The organism is Agromyces badenianii, from assembly GCF_003070885.1.
Taxonomy (GTDB): domain Bacteria; phylum Actinomycetota; class Actinomycetes; order Actinomycetales; family Microbacteriaceae; genus Agromyces; species Agromyces badenianii.
On sequence record NZ_CP028913.1, the window covers coordinates 1,167,134 to 1,188,207 of the forward strand.

Here is a 21,074-nt window from a genome sequence, read left to right on the forward strand (position 1 = left end):
GAGAAGGCATACCCCGAGCACGTATTCTCGGAATCAATCCTGGGGAGGAGGGGAAGGTGGCACGACGACACGTCTACCGGGCGGGCGCGGCGAGCACTGCGGGGGCAGCACTCGCCGACTCGATGACGCACGAGCAGCCCGCTGAGACGTTCGACGACCTCCAGCCCGAAGTGATGGCATCCAACCCGCTGTCCGGCCCCATCAGCGTCGCCCGACGTGTGCCGATCGGCGACACCGGACTCGAGATCCACCCCCTCGCACTCGGCGGCAGCACCTTCGGCTGGACCCTCGGCACCGAGCAGGCCTTCGACGTGCTCGACCGCTTCGCCGGCGTCGGCGGTTCGTTCCTCGACACCGCCGACAGCTACGCGGCCGGTCGCAGCGAGTCGATCATCGGCAAGTGGATGGCGGCGCGGCGCACACGCGGCCGCATGGCGATCGCGACGAAGATCGGCCACCACCCCGATCATCGCGGACTCTCGCCGGCAGACATCGCCGCGTCCGTCGACGCTTCCCTCGAGCGGCTCGGCATCGAGCGCATCGACCTCCTGTACTTCCACGGCGACGACGTCGCAGTGCCGCTCGAAGAGAGCCTCGGCGCCGTCGACGCCCTGATCACCGCCGGCAAGGTCGGTGCGATCGGCGCCGCCGACTTCACCCCCGAACGACTGATCGAGGCGCGGGTGCTCGCCGCCAACGGGTTGCCGCGCTTCCAGGCGTTCACCACGAAGTACAACCTCATGGAGCGCCGGCCCTTCGAGGGGGCGCCCGAGCTCGTGGCGCACGCCCAGGGCCTCGCGGTGATGCCGTACTTCGGGCTGGCGAACGGATTCCTCGGCGGCCAGGTGCGCCGTCGCGCCGACGTGCGCCACGACGCCAGGGGTGAACGACAGGCGCGTCACCTCGGCCGCCGCGGCCACCGCGTGCTCGCCGCGGTCGACGAGGTCGCATTCGCCCACGGCGTGCAGCCGGCGACGATCGCCCTCGCGTGGCTGCTCGCCAAGCCGACGGTCGTGGCACCGGTCGTCAGTGCGAGCCGGCCCGATCAGGTCGATGCGCTGGTCGCCGCGGCATCCGTCGAACTGCAGCGTTCTGAGATCGTCGAACTCGACCGCGCCTCCGAGTGATCGCGTCGCAGCAGTCGTCGCGGCGCCGGCGTCGATGAGCGGTGCGCAGCGATGCGATCACCCGGGCGTTCGCGAGCGTGTGGCATAGGCTGGGCAGGATGAACGGCGCCGTCGACCTCCCACTCGGCCAGGCCGAGCTCTCCTTCACCGCCGCAGGCGACGCGCGAGTTCGGCGCAGCGTGCTCCCGTCGGGTGTGCGGGTGCTCAGCGAACAGGTGCCCGGCAGTCGCAGCGCGACGATCGGATTCTGGGTCGCGGTCGGTTCGCGCGACGAGCAGCGAGCGGATGCCGCGCATCCCGCGACGTACGGATCGACGCACTTCCTCGAGCACCTGCTCTTCAAGGGCACGCCGACCCGCACCGCCCTCGACATCGCCATCTCCTTCGACGCGGTCGGCGGCGAGCACAACGCGCTCACCGCGAAGGAGTACACCTGCTACTACGCCAAGGTGCAAGACAGGGACCTGCCGATGGCGGTCGCCGTGCTCGCCGACATGTTCACCTCGTCGCTCCTCGACCCGGTCGAGTTCGAGAGCGAGCGCGGGGTCATCCTCGAAGAGCTCTCGATGGCCGGTGACGATCCCGGCGACGTCGCGAACGAGCGGTTCTTCGATGCGGTGCTCGGTGCGCACCCGCTCGGCCGGCCCATCGGAGGCAGCCCCGAGACGATCCGCGCCGCCACCCGTGACGGAGTGTGGGAGCACTACCGGGCGAACTCCCGCCCGCAAGACCTCGTCGTCACCGTCGCCGGTGCCGTCGACCACGACGTGCTGCTCGCCGAACTCGACCTGGCGCTCGCCGCGGCCGGGTGGGATCCCTCGGTCGCCGGGCGGCCGGTCGACCGCCGTCCGGTCGAGCCGGCCGAGCTCGAGACCGGTGCCGAGATCACCGTCGTCTCACGCCCGACCGAACAGGTGAACCTGTTGCTCGGCGTGCCCGGACTCGTCGCGACCGACGACCGGCGCCCCACGATGAGCGTGCTGAACGCGATCTTCGGCTCGGGCATGTCGTCGCGACTCTTCCAGCAGGTGCGCGAGCGTCGCGGCCTCGCCTACTCCGTCTACTCCTTCGCGCCCGGATACTCCGATGCCGGCCTCTTCGGCATGTACGCCGGCTGCGCACCGGCGAAGGCCGGCACGGTCGCCGCCCTCATGCGCGAAGAACTCGAGCGCCTCGCCGAGCACGGCGTCACCGCCGACGAACTCCGTCGGGCCGCCGGCCAGCTCGCCGGCGCGTCGGCGCTCGCCCTCGAAGACTCCGACACGCGGATGTCGCGGCTCGGCCGCGCCGAACTGACCCTCGGCGAGTTCGCCGATCTCGATGAGGCCCTTCGGCGCATCGCACTCGTCACCGCCGACGATGTGCAGCGGCTCGCCGGTGACCTCGTCGCCCGACCGTTCTCGCTCGTCGCCGTCGGCGCGATCGACGAATCGGCCTTCACCGGAGCGGCCGACGCGGTCGCCCCCAGCTCCGACGTCGCCTGATCGCGGCACCCACCCTGCACCCAGAGGAACCGATACCCGTGGCCCACCATCTCTACCTCGTCCGGCACGGCGAGCAGCTCGACGCCGAGCACGGCCTGCCCGACGGACCGCTGTCACCGCGCGGACGTCGGCAGGCCGAGCTCCTCGCCGAACGCCTCGGCGGGGTGCCCTTCGATCACGCGTGGCATTCGCCGTTGCAGCGGGCCGAGGAGACGGCGAAGATCATCGCGGCGAAGATGCCGGCGCTCCGCCCCGAGCCCTCGCCCCTGCTCTTCGACTGCATCCCGTCGGGCCCCGCGCCTGAGACTCCGAAGACGTACGACGCCTTCTTCGGCTCGGTGACCGAGGCCGAGATCGAGGCGGGCAGTGCGCAGATGGAGGACGCCGCTGCGGAGTTCCTCCGCTCGCACCGCGAAGACCGGCACGAGCTGCTCATCACGCACAACTTCGTCATCGGATGGTTCGTGCGCGAGGTGCTCGGGGCGCCCGACTGGCGATGGGTCTCGATCAACCAGGCCAACTGCGCGCTCACCGTGCTCACGCAGAAGCCCGGCCGGCCGTGGAGCCTCGTGACGCACAACGACATCGCCCACCTGCCGCCCGAGCTGCGCACGGGGCTGCCCGAGCCCTACGCGATCTGACGCGTCCGGTCGGCGCCGCAGGTCAGTCCAGGTGCTTGCCGAACCAGTGCGTCGCGTTCGGGTTGTCGTTGTACGGATCGATCTCTGCGTAGCCGCTCGAGCGGTAGAGGCCGCCGGCCGCCTCGAGACTCGCGTTCGTGTCGAGCACGACCTCGCGCGCGCCGAAGGCCGCTGCTCGCCGCTCGAGCTCGCCGAGCAGCCTGCGTCCCTCGCCGGCTCCTCGTGCCGCGGGTGCGAGCCAGAGGTGCTTCACCTCGAAGCGCACCTCGCCACTGCCGTCTCGTGGCGGGATGCGTCGCACGCCGCCGCATCCGACCGCTGCACCGGACGCATCGACCGCGACCACGAAGACGCCGGCCGGCGGCGTGAACTGCTCGGCTGCCGGCCACGTCGGGCGGTAGGCGCCCTGCGCTGCCGGGAACCCGGCGGCGCGCTCGGCGAAGTAGTCGCCGAGCAGCGCGTGCGCGTCGGCGTCGGTCACTGAGGCGTCTCGGAAGCGCAGCATGCATCCACACTATGACGGGCCCTGCAGCGGATGCCGCGGTGCCGGCGCCCGGCAGAGGCATCCGTCGCCCGGCGTCGCGCTTGCTAGGGTGAAGCCGTGACGATACGGGTCGCCGTGGCCGGAGCCACGGGCAAGATGGGGCAGCTGGCGGTTCGACTGATCGAGGAGGCCGACGACCTCGAGCTCCACGCCGCACTCGACTCGCGATCGAGTCTCGACCTCATGCTCGGCGCCGACGTCGCGCTCGATGTCACGCATCCCGGTGCGAGCGCACAGATCGTCGAGTTCGCCGCCGGTGCCGGCATCCCGATCGTCGTGGGCACCTCGGGCTGGTCGAGCGACCGCATCTCCGACATCTCCGCCTTCGTGCGCGGGCACGCCGATGCCGGCCCGGTGCTCTTCATCCCCAACTTCTCGATCGGCAGCGTGCTGGGCAGCGCCTTCGCGGCGCTCGCCGCACCGTACTTCGACTCGATCGAGATCGTCGAGGCGCACCATGCCGGCAAGGTCGACTCGCCGTCGGGCACCGCCGTTCGCACGGCCGAGCTCATCGGCGACGCCAGGGGCGAGAGCGGCCCGGTCGCCGCGCCGCATGCCGACCAGCGTGCCCGCGGGCAGCTCGTGAGCGGCGTGCCCGTGCACAGCCTGCGCCTGGCCGGCATCGCGGCCGAGCAGCGGGTCGTCTTCGGCGGCGACGGCGAGACCCTCACGATCACGCACTCCACGCTCTCGTCGAGCTCCTACGAGGCCGGCATCCTGCTGGCGCTGCGCAGCGCCCCCGCGGCATCCGGCGTCACCGTCGGACTCGACTCGCTGCTCGATCCCGGCCTGCCCGGCACGGCCCGATGACCACCAGGCTCGGCGCGCTCATCATGGCCGCGCTCCTCGTGCTCTACCTCGCCCTCGTGGGCTGGCGCGCAGTGCAGTTCATGGCGACGGGTGAACCGATCGCGATCGCCATGGGAATCGCGTTGCTCGTGCTGCCGCTCATCGCGCTCTGGGCGCTGTGGCGCGAGCTGTCCTTCGGCATCCGCTCCCAGGAGCTCGTGCGGCGGCTCGACGCCGAGGGCGGACTCGATCTGCAGTTGCCGCTCATGCCGAGCGGGCGCCCCGAGCGAGCTGCCGCGGTCGCCGCCCTCGACGGGTTCCGTGACGCGGCCTCGGCCGAGCCCGACTCCTGGCGGGCCGCCCTGCGTCTGGGCCTCGCCTGCGACGCCGCCGGAGACCGGCGGAGCGCCCGCCAGGCCGTGCGGCGGGCGATCGAACTGGAGCGCGCGAAGCGCTGATCGCTCGGGCGGTGCCGTTCGAGCGGTGCCGTTCGAAGGGGCGCTAGCGAACGGCGGTCGGCGGGGCGCTCAGCATCGCGTCGAGGGCCGACTCCACCGTGGGGTGCTTGAACCGGTAGCCGTCGTCGATGAGTCGCTGCGGCCGCACCTTCTGGCTCGCCAGCAGCAGCTCGTCGGCCGCACGACCGAGGGCGGCCTCGAGCATGCGCTCGGGCACGGCGAAGGTGTAGGGCCGGTGCATCCGCTCGGCCATCCCCGTCATCACCCGATCGGCCGTCGCCGGCGTCGGGCCCGCGATGTTGACCGGCCCCGTCAGGTGCGAGTCGAGCAGGTGCACGAGCGCGCCGACCTCGTCGTCGAGTGCGATCCACGGCCAGTGCTGACCGCCGGTGCCGAGCCGGCCCGAGACTCCCAGCCGGGTGAGGGTGCCGACGCGCTTCAGCGCGCCGCCATGGCCCACCACGACGCCCGTGCGGAAGACGACCGTGCGCGTCTCTTCGGGCGCGAGCTGCGCGGCCGCCTCCCACCGGCTCACGACGTCGGCGAGAAAGCCGCTGCCCGCGCTCGAGTACTCGGTGAGGAGTTCGCCGGGCCGGTCGCCGTAGTAGCCGACCGCTGAGGCGTTCAGGAACACGGCGGGCGGCCGGCGGGCCTTGCGCATCGCATCGCAGAGCGTGCGCGTGGCCGTGATGCGGGAATCGAGGATCTCGCCGCGGTACGACCTCGTCCACGGCAGGCGGGCGAGCGAGGCGCCCGAGAGATTGACGACCGCGTCGACGCGGTCCATGACGGTGAAGTCGATGATGCCGGCCGCCGGCGACCACGCCGCCTCGTCGGCACCCTGTGCGCGGCGGCGCACGAGACGCACGACCTCGTGCCCGTCGGTGGTCAGTGCAGCGACGAGCGCGGTGCCGATGAATCCGGAGGCGCCGGCGAGGAGAACCCGCATGGGTCAGGCGAGTTCGGCTTCGATCGTGATCGGGATGCCGGTGAGCGCCTGCGAGATCGGGCAGTTCTTCTTCGCGTCATCGGCGAGCGCCTCGAACTGCTCTTCCGAGAGGCCCGGCACCCGTGCACTCACGAGCAGGTGGCTGCCGAGCACGCCCTTGCCGGCCTCGAACGTGACCGCGGCCGTCGTCTGGATGCTCTCCGCCGGGGTGCCCGCCTGTGCGAGGGCGAGCGAGAGGGCCATCGAGAAGCACGAGGAGTGCGCTGCAGCGAGCAGCTCCTCGGGATTCGTCGTGCCGGCCGCACCCTCGGCGCGCGCCTTCCAGTTGACGGGGAACGTGGCGAGGCCGGAGGAATCGAGGGCGACGTCGCCCGATCCCTCGAACAGCGTGCCCTTCCAGACTGTGGTCGCTTCGCTCGTGACTGCCATGTGGTCCTCCTCGTCGAGCCGGAATCCCAGCCTATCGGCGAGCGGCGCGCACGGTCAGGTTCCGGGGAGGATCCGAGCGCGCGCGAGCAGCAGGTAGATCTGGCAACCGAGGCAGAAGCCGAAGACGGCGTTGAGGAATGCGGCGAGGAAGGCGATCGCCGCGGCGATCGGCACCGCGGCGCTCACGCCGAGGAGTGCGAGGATCACGCCCGCGAAGGCGACCGCGAAACCGACCCCCTGTGCGAAGGTCGGCGGCCGGGGGTCCTCGAGTTCGGCGGGCGGCGCGAGCCGCGGGCGCACGAGCTTCGCGAAGAGCAGGCCGAACGGGTGGCGCCGGATGCCGGCGATCGCACCCCAGGCGAAGAGCAGGGTGATGGCGACGAGCAGCCAGAACGCCGCCGGGGTGACGCCGGCGACCGCGAGCACCACGACGAGGAGGAGCAGCGTCGCCGTGATGGCGGCGCCGAAGCGCGGGCCACGGGGGTCGATGCCCTGCCGGGCGGATGCCGCGGGGCCGGCGGTGACCGGTGCGTGATCAGATGACACTGGAACTCCTCAGAAGGTCGTCGAGCCGCTGCCGCACGGCCGCGGCACGGGGCAGGCCCGCGATGCGGGCGCGGATCGCACCCTCGCCGTCGAGCACGAGCGTCGTCGGCGTCTCGGTCACGTGGAAGCGGCCGGCGAGGTCGGGTCGGTGCGTGAGGTCGACCTCGACGTGGGTCGCCCCGTCGTGCTCGTGCGCGAGTCGCGTGAGCAGGCGCCCGGTCGCGGGGCAGCGGGCGCAGAACTCGGTCGAGAACTGCACGAGGGTGGCCCGCTCGCCGAACGCGGCGACGCCGAGCTCGTCGGGCCGCACCAGGTCGCCGGAACCGCGTCGGGCGACGCCCTGCCGAGCGCGCCAGAGCAGACCGATCGCCGTCGCGCCGAGCAGCAGCGCGGCGCCCGTCGCGAGTGCGGTGATCCAGTCCATGGCGTCGAGCGTACGCAGCGCTCGCCACGGGCAGGGGAGTGTGACCACTGATGACAGGGCCGGGGCATCCGCTCGCCCGCGAAGTCGGCCGACGCGCCGATTCGCACTGAAGGGCTTCCGCCGCCATGTCGCCGGCTCGCGTTAGCCTTGACGCGATGGCCGAGACGATTCCCACTCCGTACGAAGACCTGCTTCGCGACGTGCTCGAGCACGGTGCGGTCAAGACCGATCGCACGGGCACCGGCACGCGCAGCGTGTTCGGGCGGCAGCTGCGCTTCGACCTCTCGCAGGGCTTCCCGCTCATCACGACGAAGCGCGTGCACTTCAAGTCGATCGCCTACGAGCTGCTCTGGTTCCTGCAGGGCTCGTCGAACGTCGGCTGGCTGCGCGAACACGGCGTCACCATCTGGGACGAATGGGCCGACGCGGCGGGCGAACTGGGCCCGGTCTACGGCGTGCAGTGGCGCTCATGGCCGACGCCGTCGGGCGAGACGATCGACCAGATCAGCGAGGTCGTCGAGCAGATCCGCACGAACCCCGACTCGCGCCGCCTCATCGTCTCCGCGTGGAACCCCGCCGACATCCCCGACATGGCGCTCGCGCCGTGCCATGCGCTCTTCCAGTTCTACGTCGTCGACGGCAAGCTGTCGTGCCAGCTCTACCAGCGCAGCGCCGACCTCTTCCTCGGCGTGCCGTTCAACATCGCCTCCTATGCGCTGCTCACGCACATGATCGCGGCGCAGACCGGACTCGAGGTCGGCGACTTCGTCTGGACCGGCGGCGACTGCCACATCTACGACAATCACGTCGACCAGGTGCGACTGCAGCTCGAACGCGACCCGTATCCCGCCCCGACCCTGCGCCTCGCGCGCACGCCCGAGTCGGTGTTCGACTATGAGTACGACGACATCGTCGTCGAGGGCTACCAGCACCACCCGCCGATCCGCGCGGCCGTCGCCGTATGAGCGAAGCGGATGCCGCGGTGCCCCAGCTGGGCCTCATCTGGGCCGAAGCCCATCACGGGGTCATCGGGGCCGGCGGCGTGATGCCCTGGCACCTGCCCGAAGACCTCGCCCATTTCAAGGCCGTGACCCTCGGCAGCCCCGTCGTGATGGGCCGCAAGACCTGGGACTCGCTGCCCGAGCGGTTCCGTCCGCTGCCGGGCCGCGCGAACATCGTCGTCACCCGCAACGAGGAGTGGGCGGACGAGGGGGCGATCCGCGCCGGCTCGATCGACGACGCGCTGGCGTTGGCCGCGGCATCCGACCCCGAATGGATCTGGGGCATCGGCGGCGGCGAGCTCTACGCCAGGCTCATCGATCGCGCAGACCGTCTCGAGGTCACCGAACTCGACCTCGACATCCCCGGTGACGCCTACGCCCCGTCGATCGACCTGAGTTGGCGGCTGGTCGACACCGACGAGGCCGGAGCGAAGGTCTCGCGCGAGGGTGTCGGCTACCAGTTCCGCCGCTACGAGCGGCCCTGACGCCTGCCCCCCTGACCCGTGGCGCCTACCCCTGACCCGTGGCGCCTACCCCTGATCATCGGCGCGCCCGGGCGCTCCGGCGCCGGACGCGCGACGCCCATGTCGTTCCTGCGGATATACGATCCGCCGCGCCGCAGGTGCCCACGATGTCCCGGCGTGGCAGATCGCATATCCGCAGGAACGGCCTCGGAAAGGGGTTGAGCCAGCCGAACGGACCCGTCCTCCACATGGCGCTGTCCGTCGACTCGGACACCGATCCTGCACGCGACGTGCCCGTGTCATCCGCACGACGGCATGCTCGCCCGATGGCGACGATTTCCCCGAGAACGGTCCACTCCGTCTGCGCTCTTCTCGGAGGGCTGGCCAGCGCCCGTGAGCTCGCGGCGCACGGCATCGGGCGGGCAGCGATCGCGCATGCGCTGCGTTCCGGCACGATCGAACGCGCACGTCGCGGTGTCTAAGTGGCGAGCGATTCGCCCGACGAACTCCGCATCGCGGTCGCCCACGGTGGTGTTCTCGGCTGTGCCTCGGTGGTACGCGAGGCCGGGCTGTGGGTGCTCCCGCTCGACGACCACGTGCATGTGGCGCTCCAGCCGCATGGCCATGTGTCTCCTCACGGCGGCTGCACGTGCGTGAGTCATTGGGGCGAGGCGGATGTCTCGGCGGGCCGAGTCTGCCTCGTCGATGCTCTCGCGCAGTTGCTGCTCTGCCTCGGTGAGGATGCCTTCTTCGCCGCGCTCGAGTCCGCCCTCCGGCTGCGGCGGCTGACGCGAGCAGAGCTGTCCCGGTTGAAGTCGCGCATCGCCGAGTCCAGATCCTGGCTCGTCGAGCTGGCCGGTGCCGAGTCGGAGAGCGGGCTCGAATCTCTGATGAAAGTGCGAATGCACCGACTCGGGATCGCACTCGCGGCGCAGGTCGAGATCGTCGGGGTCGGTCGCGTCGACTTCGTTCTCGGCGACCGTCTGATCATCGAGGTCGACGGTCGTCCGGGACATGAGGGCGGTGAGAGTCGCCACAAGGACCGGGTGCGTGACGCAGCGGCTGCCGGTCTCGGATTCGACACCCTTCGGTTCGACTACGCCCTCGTCGTGCACGACTGGCCCCTGGTCGAAGCAGCGATCCTCGAGAAGTGCCGTCGGGGGTTGCATCTCGACAGCTGGGCCGAAGGCGTCCGCGAGGCGGCAGGGGCAGGGGCAGTCTGAGGCCGAGCTGAAGCCAGTCGCGGCAACCGCACGGCAGCGACCCGTGCCGTCTGCGCTGCAGTAGCGCGGATATACGATCCGACACCCTGATGATTCCGTGCTGTGAGCGGCGTGCCGGATCGTATATCCGCAGGAGAGTTTGAGTGGTGGAGGCGGAGGCCGGCGCGAGGCGGCGGCCGTGGTGACCATCGTCGCCGGGTCGAACCGTTACGCTGGAGGGCGTGACTTCTGAGAATCCCTTCGGACAGGTGCTCGTCGCGCTCGTCACGCCGATGACGGCGGACGGCGAGGTCGATTGGCCTGGAGTCGAGAAGCATATCGACGACGTCATCTCGGCGGGCGCCGACGGCATCGTCGTCACCGGCACGACGGGCGAGACGTCCACGCTCACCGACCCCGAGAAGATCCGTCTCGTCGAGGTCGGCAAAGACGTGGCGGCGGGCCGCGCGAAGATCATCACGGGCGGCGGCTCGAACGAGACCGCGCACGCCATCGAGCTGTACAAGCACAGCGAGCAGGCCGGCGCCGACGGCATCATGATCGTCACGCCGTACTACAACAAGCCCACGCAGGCGGGCATCCTCACGCACTTCCGGCTCGTGGCCGACGCCACCGACCTGCCGGTCATCGTCTACGACATCCCCGGCCGCACGGGCGTGCCGATCAAGTACGAGACGATCCTGCGGCTCGCCAAGCACCCGAACATCCTCGCCGTGAAAGACGCCAAGGGCGATTTCTCCGAGGTGAGCCGGGTGCTGAACCAGACCGACCTCATGTACTTCTCGGGCGACGATGCGAACGTGCTTCCGCACCTCGCGATCGGCGCCTCGGGCCTCATCGGCGTCACCGCGAACATCGCGCCGGCGCCGTACCGCCAGATGATCGACGCCGTCAACGCCGGCGACCTCGCGACGGCGACCGCCGCGCACCAGCAGCTCGAGCCGCTCGTGCGCGCCGTCATGACCCACGTTCCCGGCACGGTCGCGGCGAAGTACATCCTGCACGGACTCGGCCGCATCGGGAGCCCCCGCGTGCGGCTGCCCCTCGTCGGACCCGAGGAGTGGGAGGCCGCGCTCATCGAAGACGAGATCGACCACGTGCAGGGCATTCCGGGCGTCGACTTCCACAGATTCCGTCCCGACCGCAACGCCGCCGCCGGTGGTGCGTTGCCGAAGGTCGCGGGCACCACGCGCTAGGCGCGTGCGAACGAACCACGCGCCCCCGAGACATCCGCGGCCCTGAATGGCCGCACCGAACTGAACACCGCAACAGAAGGAGGGCACATGCCCGACGTCGTCATCGATCCTGCTCCGCTCGAAGCCGGAACGCTCCGCATCATCCCCATCGGCGGCCTGGGGGAGGTCGGCCGCAACATGACCAGCTACGAGATCGACGGCAAGATCCTCATCGTCGACTGCGGCGTGCTGTTCCCCGAAGAGCACCAGCCCGGCGTCGACCTGATCCTGCCCGACTTCGGCTTCCTCAAGGAGCGCCTCGACGATGTGGTCGGCGTCGTGCTCACGCACGGTCACGAAGACCACATCGGCGCGGTGCCCTACCTGCTGAAACTGCGCGGCGACATCCCCCTGCTGGGTTCGCAGCTCACGCTCGCGCTCGTGGAGGCGAAGCTCAAGGAGCACCGCATCCAGCCCTACAGCCTCACGGTCAAAGAGGGCCAGCACGAGCAGATCGGCCCGTTCCGGCTCGAGTTCATCGCGGTCAACCACTCGATCCCCGACGCGCTCGCCGTGGCGATCAAGACCGATGCCGGCACCGTGCTCGCGACCGGCGACTTCAAGATGGACCAGCTGCCGCTCGACGGCCGCCTCACCGACCTGCGCGAGTTCGCGCGGCTCGGCGAAGAGGGCGTCGACGTGTTCATGGTCGATTCCACGAACGCGGATGTCCCGGGCTTCACCCCGCTCGAGCGCTCGATCGGTCCCGTGCTCGACGAGGTCATCAACCGTGCGCCCCGCCGGGTCATCGTCGCGAGCTTCTCGAGCCACGTGCACCGCGTGCAGCAGGTGCTCGACGCCGCGTGGGCGAACCACCGCCGGGTCGCCCTCCTCGGCCGGAGCATGGTTCGCAACATGACGATCGCAGCCGACCTCGGCTACCTGAATGTGCCCGAGGGTGTGCTGATCGACTACAAGAAGGCCGGCAACATCCCCGACGACCAGATCGTCTACATGTCGACGGGATCGCAGGGCGAGCCGATGGCCGTGCTCTCGCGCATGGCCAATCGCGACCACCAGATCGAGATCGGCGAGGGCGACACGGTCATCCTCGCGTCGAGCCTGATCCCCGGCAACGAGAACGCGGTCTACCGGGTGATCGACGGCCTCACGAAGCTCGGCGCGAACGTCGTGCACAAGGCGAACGCGAAGGTGCACGTCTCGGGTCACGCGGCGGCCGGCGAGCTGCTCTACTGCTACAACATCCTGAAGCCGAAGAACGTGCTGCCGATCCACGGCGAATACCGCCACCTCTTCGCGAACGCGAAGCTCGCGCAAGACACCGGCATCCCCGCGAAGAACACCTTCATCGGCGAGAACGGATCGGTCTACGACCTGCGCGACGGCCGGCTCCGCGTCGTCGGACAGCTCGACCTCGGGTTCGTCTACGTCGACGGGTCGACCGTCGGCGAGATCACCGACGCCGACCTGAAAGACCGCCGCATCCTCGCCGAAGAGGGCTTCATCTCGATCATCGTCGTCGTCGACGCGTCGACGGGCCGGGTCATCACCGGGCCCGAGATCCACGCGCGCGGCTTCGCCGAAGACGCGTCGGTGTTCGACGACGTCAAGCCGAAGATCGCCGAGGCCCTCGCCGAGGCGGCGCAGAACGGCGTGCGCGATTCGCACGCGCTCTCGCAGATCGTGCGCCGGGTGCTCGGCGGCTGGGTGAACCGGCGCCTGCGTCGTCGTCCGATGCTCGTGCCGCTCGTCATCGAGGCATAGCCAGGCGAGCTCGCGCATCACGCTCGATGCCATCGCGGAACGGCCCGTCATCCGACGGGCCGTTCCGCATTCCGGCTCCGGCCGGACGACAGCCATCGGGGATGACCCCGAATCCTCCCTGAGTACGATGCCGCATGCCGTGCGCACTCCATAGGGTTGGGGAGATGCCCGGCGGCCTGACAGCCGGGCGACCCGACGAAGGAGTGCAGTGGGCGTCTGGCGCAAGTGGATCTTCCCGACCATTCGAATCGTGCTGGTGGCGGTGATCGCGATCGCACTCGCGAAACTCGCGTTCTTCCCCGATCGTGCCGAGGCCGACGCCGAGTCGCTCTCGCCGACGGGCACGGTGACCGAGCCGCAGGTGCCGGTGGCTCGCGGATCGATCGCGAACGACGTGGTGCTCACGGGCACGGTCACCCCGGATGCCTCGGCACCTGTCAAGGCGACCGGCACCGGTACGGTCGACGAGGTCTTCGTGTCCGCGGGGCAGCAGGTCGCCGCCGGGCAGAAGCTCTACGACATCAAGGTCGAAGACCAGGTGGAGCCGGTCGAGTCGGTCGGGCCCGACGGCATCCCGATGATGACCACGCCGAAGCCCTCGTTCCACTTCGAGAAGGTGCTGGCGCCGTCGGCGGGGGTGCTCTCCTCGCTCGACGTCATCGCCGGCCAGCCGGTGGCGACGGGCGATGTCACGGGCCAGGTGGCTCCGCCGAGCTTCAACGTCACGGCGACGCTCAGCCCCGAGCAGCAGTACCGATTGACGAGCGCGCCGACCGAGGCGCTCGTGACGATCGCCGGCGGTCCGGCCCCGTTCACGTGCGGCGGCCTCGTGATCTCGACGCCGCTGTCGGGAGCCGGCAGTTCGAACGGCGCGGGGGCCGGTGCGGGAGGCGCCGGCGGTGCGGGCGGTGCGGGTGGTGCGGGCGGTGCGGGTGCCGAGGCAGCCGGTGGCACGACCGTGCGTTGCGCGGTGCCCGGCGACGTGCGCGTCTTCCCCGGGCTCTCAGCTCAGGTGAAGATCTCGGCGGGCAGTGCCGACGACGTGCTCGTGGTGCCGATCACGGCCGTCGAGGGCGGCGCGGAGACGGGCGTCGTCTGGCGCGTGACGCCCGACGGCGAGCGCACCGAGCAGCCGGTGCGCCTGGGACTCAGCGACGGCACCCAGGTCGAGGTCGTCGAAGGTGTCGCCGAGGGCGACCAGGTGCTGCAGTTCGTGCCGGGCGCACCCGGCGAGGCCGGCGCGGAGGGGTGCGTGCAGTCGCCCGACGGCGCGATGATGTGCGGAACCCTGACCGAATGACGCTCGTCGAAGCACGCGGCGTCGGCCGCACGGTGGAGCTGCCCGACGGGCGTCCGCTCACGATCCTCTCGGGCGTCGACCTCACCGTCGCCGAGGGCGACCGGGTCTCGATCGTCGGCCGCTCCGGTTCGGGCAAGTCGACCCTCCTGAATCTCCTCGGCCTCCTCGACGCCCCGACCGAGGGCGCGCTCGCCTTCCTCGGCCACGACGTGCGCCGCATCGGCAGCGGCGCCCGCGATCGACTGCGCGGCCGCGAGGTGGGGTTCGTCTTCCAGCAATTCAACCTGCTGCCGGGCCGCACCGCGCTCGAGAACGTGCAGACGCCGCTGCTCTACTCCGGGGGAATGGAGTTCTGGCGGCGCGAGCGCATCGCCCGTGACATGCTCGAGCGCGTCGGGTTGGGGGAGCGGCTCACGACGAAGCCCGAGCGACTCTCGGGCGGCGAGCAGCAGCGCGTGGCGATCGCTCGCGCGCTCGTGCGCAAGCCGCGCCTCATCCTCGCCGACGAACCGACGGGCGCACTCGACCTCGAGACCGGCGCCGAGGTGATGGCGCTCATCGAGGCGGTGGCGGCCGAGACGGGCGCGGCGCTCGTGACGATCACGCACGATCCCGCGATCGCGGCGCGGTCGAGCCGCCACTTCCTGCTGCGGGGCGGCAGGCTCGAGGCAGCGGATGCCGCGGCCGAGGCCAGCGCCGACGAGGGCGCCGTCGGCATCGACCCGGCAGAGGCCGCCGCATGAGGCGCTGGCTGTCCGGTACGGCGACCGGCATCGTGAGCACCATCGTCGAAGCCCTCGAAGAGCTCCGCATCCACCGAGGCCGCGTGCTGCTCTCGCTGATCGGCGTCGCGGTCGCCGTCTGCGCGCTCACGACCGTCGTCGGCGCCGGCGCCATCGCCGAGCAGGCGGGCCGCGAGATGTCGGAGCGTTCGGGCGGGCGCCCGGCCACGGTGACGCTGAACGCGAGCTCCGCCGATGGGGCTCTCGATGCCCGAACGGCCGACACCGCGTGGCGCACCGCGCTCGACCGGCACGGCATCGAATATGCGAGCCGGGTCGGGTACGGAAGCCTGACCGTGCAGTTCGCCGACGGCGCCGTTCCCGTGTCGATGCAGATCGTTGACCCCGACTTCGGCCTGATGCACCGTGTCCGACTCGCGGAGGGTGCCTGGTTCACCGAACGCGATGCCGATCGAATGGCTCCTGCGCTCATCGTCAATGAGGCGTTCTGGACGCGGCTCGGCAATCCTGAGCTCGCCACGCATCCCACCGTGGAGCTGATCGGCCGGGGGGCGACCATCGGGGTCGTCACGGGCGTCACCCCGGCGCAGGGCGAGTGGGACACCGAGCCGACGGCGTTCATGCTGACCGACTCCTATCTGCCGCTGCAGACCGCGACCCCCGATCCCATGATGGGCGGGCCCTCGACGTCGTTCGAGATGTGGATCCCCGACGGGTCGGTCGATGAACTCACCGAATCGATGAAGCGGGCGTTCCAGGCGGAACTCGGCGAGGGGGCCGCGGTCGACGGATGGCGCAGCGATTACGGCGCGATGGAAGGCGATCCGTTCCTCCCGATCAAGCTCATGGTCGTCGGGGTCGCGGTCGTCATCCTGCTGCTCGGCGCCCTCGGACTGCTCACGATCGCCCTCGTGACGGTGCGGGGACGCATCCGTGAGATCGGCATCCGGCGGTCGTTCGGCGCCACGGCGGGGCGGGTGTTCTTCTCGGTGCTCATGGAGACCGTGGTGGGCACCTTCGTCGCCGGCGTCGTCGGTGTCGGGGTGGCGATCGCCCTCGTGCGAAGCCCGCTCATGGGCATGGCGCTCGGAGGCGCCGAGGTGCAGGACATGCCTGGGTTCCCGGTCGAGGCCGCGTTGATCGGCATCGGGGCGGCGGTCGCGGTCGGGGCGCTCGCGGGCCTGCTGCCGGCCCTCGGCGCGGTGCGCGTGAAGGTCATCGACGCGATCAGGTTCTGAGGGCAGCGCGAAACATCGCCGTAACATCGTGCAGGTAACCTCCGCGCATGGCGGCATTCACGGTGCGGCCGGCCATCCCGAACGACGGCTCGTTTCTCGCTGAGATGGTGGTCGAGGCTGCGAACTGGCGGTCGGGCGGCACCCGGCCGAGGCCGACGGTGCTCGCAGACCCGGTCTATCGCGGCTATATCGCCGGCTGGCAGCGCCCCGCCGATCGTGGCGTGGTGGCGATCGATGACGGCGGGAGGCCCGTCGGCGCCGCCTGGTACCGGTTGTTCGCCTCCGATGCGGCGGCTCACGGCTTCGTCGCGGTGGGCGTGCCCGAGCTCATCATCGGCGTGCGGCCGCTCTGGCGGGCCCAGGGCGTCGGGCGCGCACTCATCCGGTCGCTCGCCGATACTGCACGCTCGGCCGGATTCGCGCGGCTGACCCTCAGCGTCGAGCACGGCAACTTCGCCGAGGCCCTGTATCGCTCGGAGGGCTTCTCGATCGTCGGTGCCGGTGCCGGTGCCGGTGCCGCTGCCTCTGCCGGTGCCGGTGGTGCTGCCGGTCGCGCCCCCGGGCGCGACACGATGGTGCGATCGCTGAGGTAACCGAACCTCACGGATCGCGAACACTCGCGCTCAGCTGTCACCGGGTGTGGGCGCGCGGCCGTAGCCTTATGGGCATGGCTACGAGCACCAGGTCGAACGGACGTGCCTCGGGCACGCCCTCGCGTGCTTCGAGTTCACGCACCGCGCCCACGAAGAAGCTGCCCGCTGCGAGCACCCGTGCCGCCGCGTCGAAGAAGGCGCCTGCTGCGCCCGAGGGGCCGAATCTCCTCGTGCGTGCCTGGATGGGTCTCGCGCACCTGACCGGCGGCGCCGCGCGTGCGCTCGGGCCCGAGACGCTCTCGAAAGAAGAGCGACGCGACGGCCTGCCCTTCTTCATCGTCGTGCTCGCCATCGTCGGCGCGGTCGTCGAATGGTTCTTGATCAACGAGCCGATCGCCCAGACACTCGACTCGTGGACGTTCGGCGGCCTCTTCGGCCGGGTCGCGTTCGCGCTGCCCGTCGTCATGCTGCTCTTCGCTGTCTGGCTCTTCCGGCACCCGAGCTCGGTGCACGACAACACGCGCATCGGCATCGGCCTCGGACTCCTCCTGCTGACCGTCTCGGCGCTCTGCCACCTCTTCGGCGGACTTCCCGAGCCGCGCGAGGGCATGGCCGTGCTCGCGAGGGCCGGCGGCATCCTCGGCTGGATGGTGGCTGCGCCGCTCACCGTGCTCATCACGCAGGCCGGCGCGACGGCCGTCGTGGTCGTGCTGCTGCTCCTGGCCCTGCTGATCATCACCAAGACGCCGCCGAACCGCATCCCGGCTCGTTTCCGTGAGCTCTACGAGTGGCTCTTCGGCGCGACGCACGACGAGCCCGTGACCGAGGTCGGGCCGAAGCCCTCGAAGCGCGATCGCAAGAAGTCCGAGCAGACCGAACTCGACGGCATCGACGCGCTCGGCGCCGACGGCGACGACGAGCCCGCCCGCGGGGGCCTGGTGCCGTGGTGGCGACGCAATGACTCCAATCGTGAAGAGGACCCGGGCTTCGAGGCGCCCGGCGTCGACGGGCTCACCGAGGTCTTCGGTGCAGGCTCTGCCGCGGGCAGCTTCGAGACGCCCCTCGAGGGAGTGGCCGGGCCGAGCACGTACAACACCGAGGTGCTCGGCGATCTCGAGCGCGCCGAATCGGCCCTCAAGCACTTCACCGGCGACGTGCCGCGCGGTGGCACCGGGCTGCGCGGTGACGACGCCGGTGCCACGAACGTGCTCGCGGTATTTGACGGCGCCGACGACGGTGGCGCCGGGCCGGCGTCCGCGAATGCGACGGCTCCCGACCTCGAAGCCGAGGCGGCATCCGAGCCTGATCGCCCCTACCATCTGCCCGCCGCCTCGACGCTCGCGGCCGGGGCGCCGGCGAAGACCCGATCGCAGGCCAACGACGACGTCGTTCGGCAGATCACGGGCGTGCTCGACCAGTTCTCGGTCGACGCGAAGGTCACCGGATTCTCGCGCGGCCCGACCGTCACGCAGTACGAGATCGAGCTCGGCCCGGGCGTCAAGGTCGAGCGCGTCACCGCCCTCTCGAAGAACCTCGCCTATGCCGTGGCCTCCAACGAGGTGCGCATCCTCTCGCCCATTCCCGGCAAGAGCGCGATCGGCATCGAGATCCCGAACGCCGATCGTGAGATCGTCACGCTCGGCGACGTGCTGCGCTCGGGCAACGCCGCGAATGCGAATCATCCGATGACCATCGGCGTCGGCAAAGACGTCGGCGGCGGGTACGTCGTCGCGAACCTCGCGAAGATGCCGCACCTCCTCGTCGCCGGTTCGACGGGCTCCGGCAAGTCGAGCTTCGTGAACTCGATGATCACCTCGCTCCTGATGCGGGCGAAGCCCTCAGACGTGCGCATGGTGCTCATCGACCCGAAGCGCGTCGAACTTGCCCCGTACGCTGGCGTGCCGCACCTCATCACGCCCATCATCACGAACCCCAAGAAGGCCGCTGAGGCGCTCTCGTGGGTCGTGAAAGAGATGGACATGCGCTACGACGACCTGGCGTCGTTCGGCTTCCGGCACATCGACGACTTCAACAAGGCGGTCGTCAACGAGGAGATCGTGCTCCCCGCCGGTTCGGAGCGCAAGCTCAAGCCCTACCCGTACCTCCTCGTCGTGGTCGACGAGCTCGCCGATCTCATGATGGTCGCCCCGCGCGACGTCGAAGACTCGATCGTGCGCATCACGCAGCTCGCCCGCGCCTCGGGCATCCACCTCGTGCTCGCGACGCAGCGCCCGAGCGTCGACGTGGTCACGGGCCTCATCAAGGCCAATGTGCCGAGCCGTCTCGCCTTCGCGGTGACGAGCGTCACCGACTCCCGGGTCATCCTCGACCAGCCCGGAGCCGACAAGCTCATCGGCCAGGGCGATGCGCTCTTCCTGCCCATGGGCGCTTCGAAGCCGCTCCGCGTGCAGGGCGCGTGGGTGAGCGAAGACGAGATCGAGCGGGTCGTCAAGCACGTCACCCGGCAGGCCCGGCCCGAGTACCGGCAGGATGTCGCAGAATCCGCCCCGCGCAAAGAGATCGACGCCGACATCGGCGACGACCTCGAGCTGCTCCTCGCCGCGGCGGAGCTCGTGGTGTCGACCCAGTTCGGCTCGACGTCGATGCTGCAGCGCAAGCTCCGCGTCGGCTTCGCGAAGGCCGGCCGCCTCATGGACCTGCTCGAGTCCCGCGAGATCGTCGGCCCGTCCGAGGGGTCGAAGGCGCGCGACGTGCTCGTGACCGCCGAGCAGTTGCCCGGTGTGCTCGCGCGACTCCGCGGCGAGGAACCGGCCGGTACGCCGGCTCCGCGCGCCGCGCCGGCGCCGGCCTCCGTGCAGGCCGGGCCGCTGGGCGACGGCATCGCCGCGACCGAGGCCTACGATGCTCCCGATGCCCGCTACGACGACCCTGTCGCGCGCATGAGCGAGGGGCTCCCCGAGGTCGACGGCGACGCCGACGAAGACGCATGGGGGCTCACGGGGCGCGACTGAACAGGCGGTGAACGCGCACGACCCTCGGTGCGCCACCCCGATAGTCTGGGCTCATGACCTCCCCCGCCGGCCTTCCCGCGCGATCGGCGAACTGGAACCTTCCGAACGCGATCACGGTCGTGCGCATCCTGGCTGCGCCCGTGTTCTTCTGGATGCTGCTCGCCGACGAGGGCGCCGACGGCTGGCTGCGCTGGGCCGCGGCCGTGCTCTTCATCCTCGCGATCGCCACCGACGGCATCGACGGGCACATCGCACGGTCGCGCGGCCTCGTGACCGACCTCGGCAAGATCCTCGATCCGATCGCCGACAAGCTGCTGACGAGCGGGGCCCTGATCTGCCTCTCGATCCTCGGCGAGCTGCCATGGTGGGTGACCGCGATCATCGTCGTGCGCGAGGTCGGCATCACCGTGTGGCGGCTCGTGGAGTTGCGCCGCGGCAACGTCGTGCCCGCGTCATCCGGCGGCAAGCTCAAGACCGTCGTGCAGTCGGTCGCGATCTCGTTCGCGCTCGTGCCGCTCTGGACGTTCCTCGGCGACTGGGTGTACTGGGTCAACGGCGTGCTGATGACCGCGGCGGTCGTGCTCACGCTCTGGTCGGGCCTGCTCTACGTGCGCGATGCCGTGCGACTCGCACGAACGTCACGCGACGCGAGCTGAGACGGGCGAGCGGATGTCCCGTGCCACCGAAGACCCGGCCGCCCGGCTCATCGCCGAGCTCACCGCTCGCGGCCTGCGAGTCGCGGTCGCCGAGTCGCTGACCGGCGGGCTCGTCGTGGCGGAGCTCACGAGCGTCCCCGGGGCATCCGTCGTCGTCAACGGCGGTGTCGTGGCGTACGACACCGCGGTGAAGCGCTCGGTGCTCGGCGTGTCGGCGGAGCTGCTCAAGCGCGAGGGAGCCGTGCACCCCGAGGTGGCCCGGCAGATGGCCGACGGCGTGCGGCGGGTGCTCGCGATCGACGACCGTGCCGCTGATCTCGGCATCGCGACGACCGGGGTCGCCGGGCCCACCGGTCAAGACGGCAGGCCGCCGGGCACCGTGCACGTGGGCATCGCGTTCGGCGGCGAGGTGGAGTCCCTCGATCTCGCGCTGCACGGCACCAGGGCCGAGATTCGTGCGGCGACCGTGCGGGCCGCGATCGAGGCGGCACTCGCGCGCGTCACGAGCGTCTGATCTTCTGCACCGGGGGCGG

Annotated in this window: 23 protein-coding genes; 18 read left to right on the forward strand and 5 right to left on the reverse strand. The window is 70.6% G+C overall.

Features of this window, described 5'->3' with window-relative positions:
* Positions 1-56: 56 nt before the first annotated feature.
* The 3 genes from DCE93_RS05565 to DCE93_RS05575 all read left to right on the forward strand — a co-directional run bounded on the left by DCE93_RS05565 (position 57) and on the right by DCE93_RS05575 (position 3,252).
* Complete coding sequence (locus DCE93_RS05565) at positions 57-1,127, forward strand: aldo/keto reductase (RefSeq protein WP_244284246.1); 1,071 nt, start codon at positions 57-59, stop codon at positions 1,125-1,127.
* Positions 1,128-1,225: 98 nt separating this feature from the next.
* A complete protein-coding gene (locus DCE93_RS05570) occupies positions 1,226-2,611 on the forward strand; it encodes a M16 family metallopeptidase (protein WP_108596615.1) in 1,386 nt (461 codons plus the stop codon).
* A gap of 38 nt (positions 2,612-2,649) precedes the next feature.
* On the forward strand, positions 2,650-3,252 hold the full coding sequence (locus DCE93_RS05575) for a histidine phosphatase family protein (protein WP_108595007.1): 603 nt from the start codon (positions 2,650-2,652) through the stop codon (positions 3,250-3,252).
* Between the two features lie 22 nt (positions 3,253-3,274).
* Here the strand turns inward: DCE93_RS05575 and DCE93_RS05580 are convergent, their stop codons facing one another.
* The gene (locus DCE93_RS05580) at positions 3,275-3,757 is read right to left on the reverse strand and encodes a GNAT family N-acetyltransferase (protein ID WP_108595008.1); all 483 of its coding nucleotides are present in this window, start codon (positions 3,755-3,757) and stop codon (positions 3,275-3,277) included.
* Positions 3,758-3,853: 96 nt separating this feature from the next.
* On the opposite strand from DCE93_RS05580, the gene dapB reads away from it, so the two are divergent.
* Positions 3,854-4,606 carry a 4-hydroxy-tetrahydrodipicolinate reductase gene (gene dapB / locus DCE93_RS05585; protein ID WP_108595009.1) on the forward strand — a complete coding sequence of 251 codons (753 nt, stop codon included), beginning with the start codon at positions 3,854-3,856 and terminating at the stop codon, positions 4,604-4,606.
* Entirely contained in the window at positions 4,603-5,043 is a 441-nt protein-coding gene (locus DCE93_RS05590) for a hypothetical protein (RefSeq protein WP_108595010.1), read from the forward strand. Before dapB ends, DCE93_RS05590 begins: the two co-directional genes overlap by 4 nt.
* A 43-nt stretch (positions 5,044-5,086) precedes the next feature.
* On the opposite strand, the gene DCE93_RS05595 is transcribed toward DCE93_RS05590, so the two are convergent.
* From DCE93_RS05595 to DCE93_RS05610, 4 genes are read right to left on the reverse strand one after another with little or no spacing between them, the layout of a single operon-like run.
* Positions 5,087-5,992: a TIGR01777 family oxidoreductase gene (locus DCE93_RS05595; RefSeq protein WP_108595011.1), complete on the reverse strand. Its 906-nt coding sequence runs from the start codon at positions 5,990-5,992 to the stop codon at positions 5,087-5,089.
* Positions 5,993-5,995: 3 nt separating this feature from the next.
* Entirely contained in the window at positions 5,996-6,421 is a 426-nt protein-coding gene (locus DCE93_RS05600) for an OsmC family peroxiredoxin (protein ID WP_108595012.1), read from the reverse strand.
* A gap of 54 nt (positions 6,422-6,475) precedes the next feature.
* On the reverse strand, positions 6,476-6,967 hold the full coding sequence (locus DCE93_RS05605; protein ID WP_108595013.1) for a DUF4395 domain-containing protein: 492 nt from the start codon (positions 6,965-6,967) through the stop codon (positions 6,476-6,478).
* Positions 6,957-7,391: a TlpA family protein disulfide reductase gene (locus DCE93_RS05610; RefSeq protein WP_108595014.1), complete on the reverse strand. Its 435-nt coding sequence runs from the start codon at positions 7,389-7,391 to the stop codon at positions 6,957-6,959. The genes DCE93_RS05605 and DCE93_RS05610 overlap by 11 nt, the downstream gene beginning before the upstream one ends.
* Before the next feature lie 155 nt (positions 7,392-7,546).
* Between DCE93_RS05610 and DCE93_RS05615 the strand changes: the two genes are divergently transcribed.
* The 13 genes from DCE93_RS05615 to DCE93_RS05680 all read left to right on the forward strand — a co-directional run bounded on the left by DCE93_RS05615 (position 7,547) and on the right by DCE93_RS05680 (position 21,055).
* Positions 7,547-8,356, forward strand: a complete 810-nt coding sequence (locus DCE93_RS05615; RefSeq protein ID WP_108595015.1) for a thymidylate synthase — start codon at positions 7,547-7,549, stop codon at positions 8,354-8,356.
* A gap of 17 nt (positions 8,357-8,373) precedes the next feature.
* Positions 8,374-8,877, forward strand: coding sequence for a dihydrofolate reductase (locus DCE93_RS05620; protein ID WP_108596616.1), 504 nt, complete (start codon positions 8,374-8,376; stop codon positions 8,875-8,877).
* 305 nt (positions 8,878-9,182) lie between these two features.
* Entirely contained in the window at positions 9,183-9,338 is a 156-nt protein-coding gene (locus DCE93_RS14985) for a type IV toxin-antitoxin system AbiEi family antitoxin domain-containing protein (RefSeq protein WP_420836974.1), read from the forward strand.
* Positions 9,339-10,079, forward strand: a complete 741-nt coding sequence (locus DCE93_RS05630) for an endonuclease domain-containing protein (protein WP_108595017.1) — start codon at positions 9,339-9,341, stop codon at positions 10,077-10,079.
* A 221-nt stretch (positions 10,080-10,300) separates the two neighbouring features.
* The gene (gene dapA / locus DCE93_RS05635; RefSeq protein WP_108595018.1) at positions 10,301-11,275 is read left to right on the forward strand and encodes a 4-hydroxy-tetrahydrodipicolinate synthase; all 975 of its coding nucleotides are present in this window, start codon (positions 10,301-10,303) and stop codon (positions 11,273-11,275) included.
* Positions 11,276-11,362: 87 nt separating this feature from the next.
* Entirely contained in the window at positions 11,363-13,039 is a 1,677-nt protein-coding gene (locus DCE93_RS05640) for a ribonuclease J (protein ID WP_108595019.1), read from the forward strand.
* Between the two features lie 208 nt (positions 13,040-13,247).
* Positions 13,248-14,339: an efflux RND transporter periplasmic adaptor subunit gene (locus DCE93_RS14550; RefSeq protein WP_168186139.1), complete on the forward strand. Its 1,092-nt coding sequence runs from the start codon at positions 13,248-13,250 to the stop codon at positions 14,337-14,339.
* The gene (locus tag DCE93_RS05655; RefSeq protein WP_108595022.1) at positions 14,336-15,082 is read left to right on the forward strand and encodes an ABC transporter ATP-binding protein; all 747 of its coding nucleotides are present in this window, start codon (positions 14,336-14,338) and stop codon (positions 15,080-15,082) included. Before DCE93_RS14550 ends, DCE93_RS05655 begins: the two co-directional genes overlap by 4 nt.
* Positions 15,079-16,320 carry an ABC transporter permease gene (locus DCE93_RS05660; protein ID WP_108595023.1) on the forward strand — a complete coding sequence of 414 codons (1,242 nt, stop codon included), beginning with the start codon at positions 15,079-15,081 and terminating at the stop codon, positions 16,318-16,320. Before DCE93_RS05655 ends, DCE93_RS05660 begins: the two co-directional genes overlap by 4 nt.
* Before the next feature lie 47 nt (positions 16,321-16,367).
* The gene (locus DCE93_RS05665) at positions 16,368-16,913 is read left to right on the forward strand and encodes a GNAT family N-acetyltransferase (protein WP_108595024.1); all 546 of its coding nucleotides are present in this window, start codon (positions 16,368-16,370) and stop codon (positions 16,911-16,913) included.
* Positions 16,914-16,987: 74 nt separating this feature from the next.
* Complete coding sequence (locus DCE93_RS05670; RefSeq protein ID WP_108596617.1) at positions 16,988-19,885, forward strand: DNA translocase FtsK; 2,898 nt, start codon at positions 16,988-16,990, stop codon at positions 19,883-19,885.
* 53 nt (positions 19,886-19,938) lie between these two features.
* Positions 19,939-20,541, forward strand: a complete 603-nt coding sequence (gene pgsA / locus DCE93_RS05675; RefSeq protein WP_108595025.1) for a CDP-diacylglycerol--glycerol-3-phosphate 3-phosphatidyltransferase — start codon at positions 19,939-19,941, stop codon at positions 20,539-20,541.
* 13 nt (positions 20,542-20,554) lie between these two features.
* Complete coding sequence (locus DCE93_RS05680) at positions 20,555-21,055, forward strand: CinA family protein (protein ID WP_108595026.1); 501 nt, start codon at positions 20,555-20,557, stop codon at positions 21,053-21,055.
* The last annotated feature ends 19 nt before the right edge of the window (positions 21,056-21,074 follow it).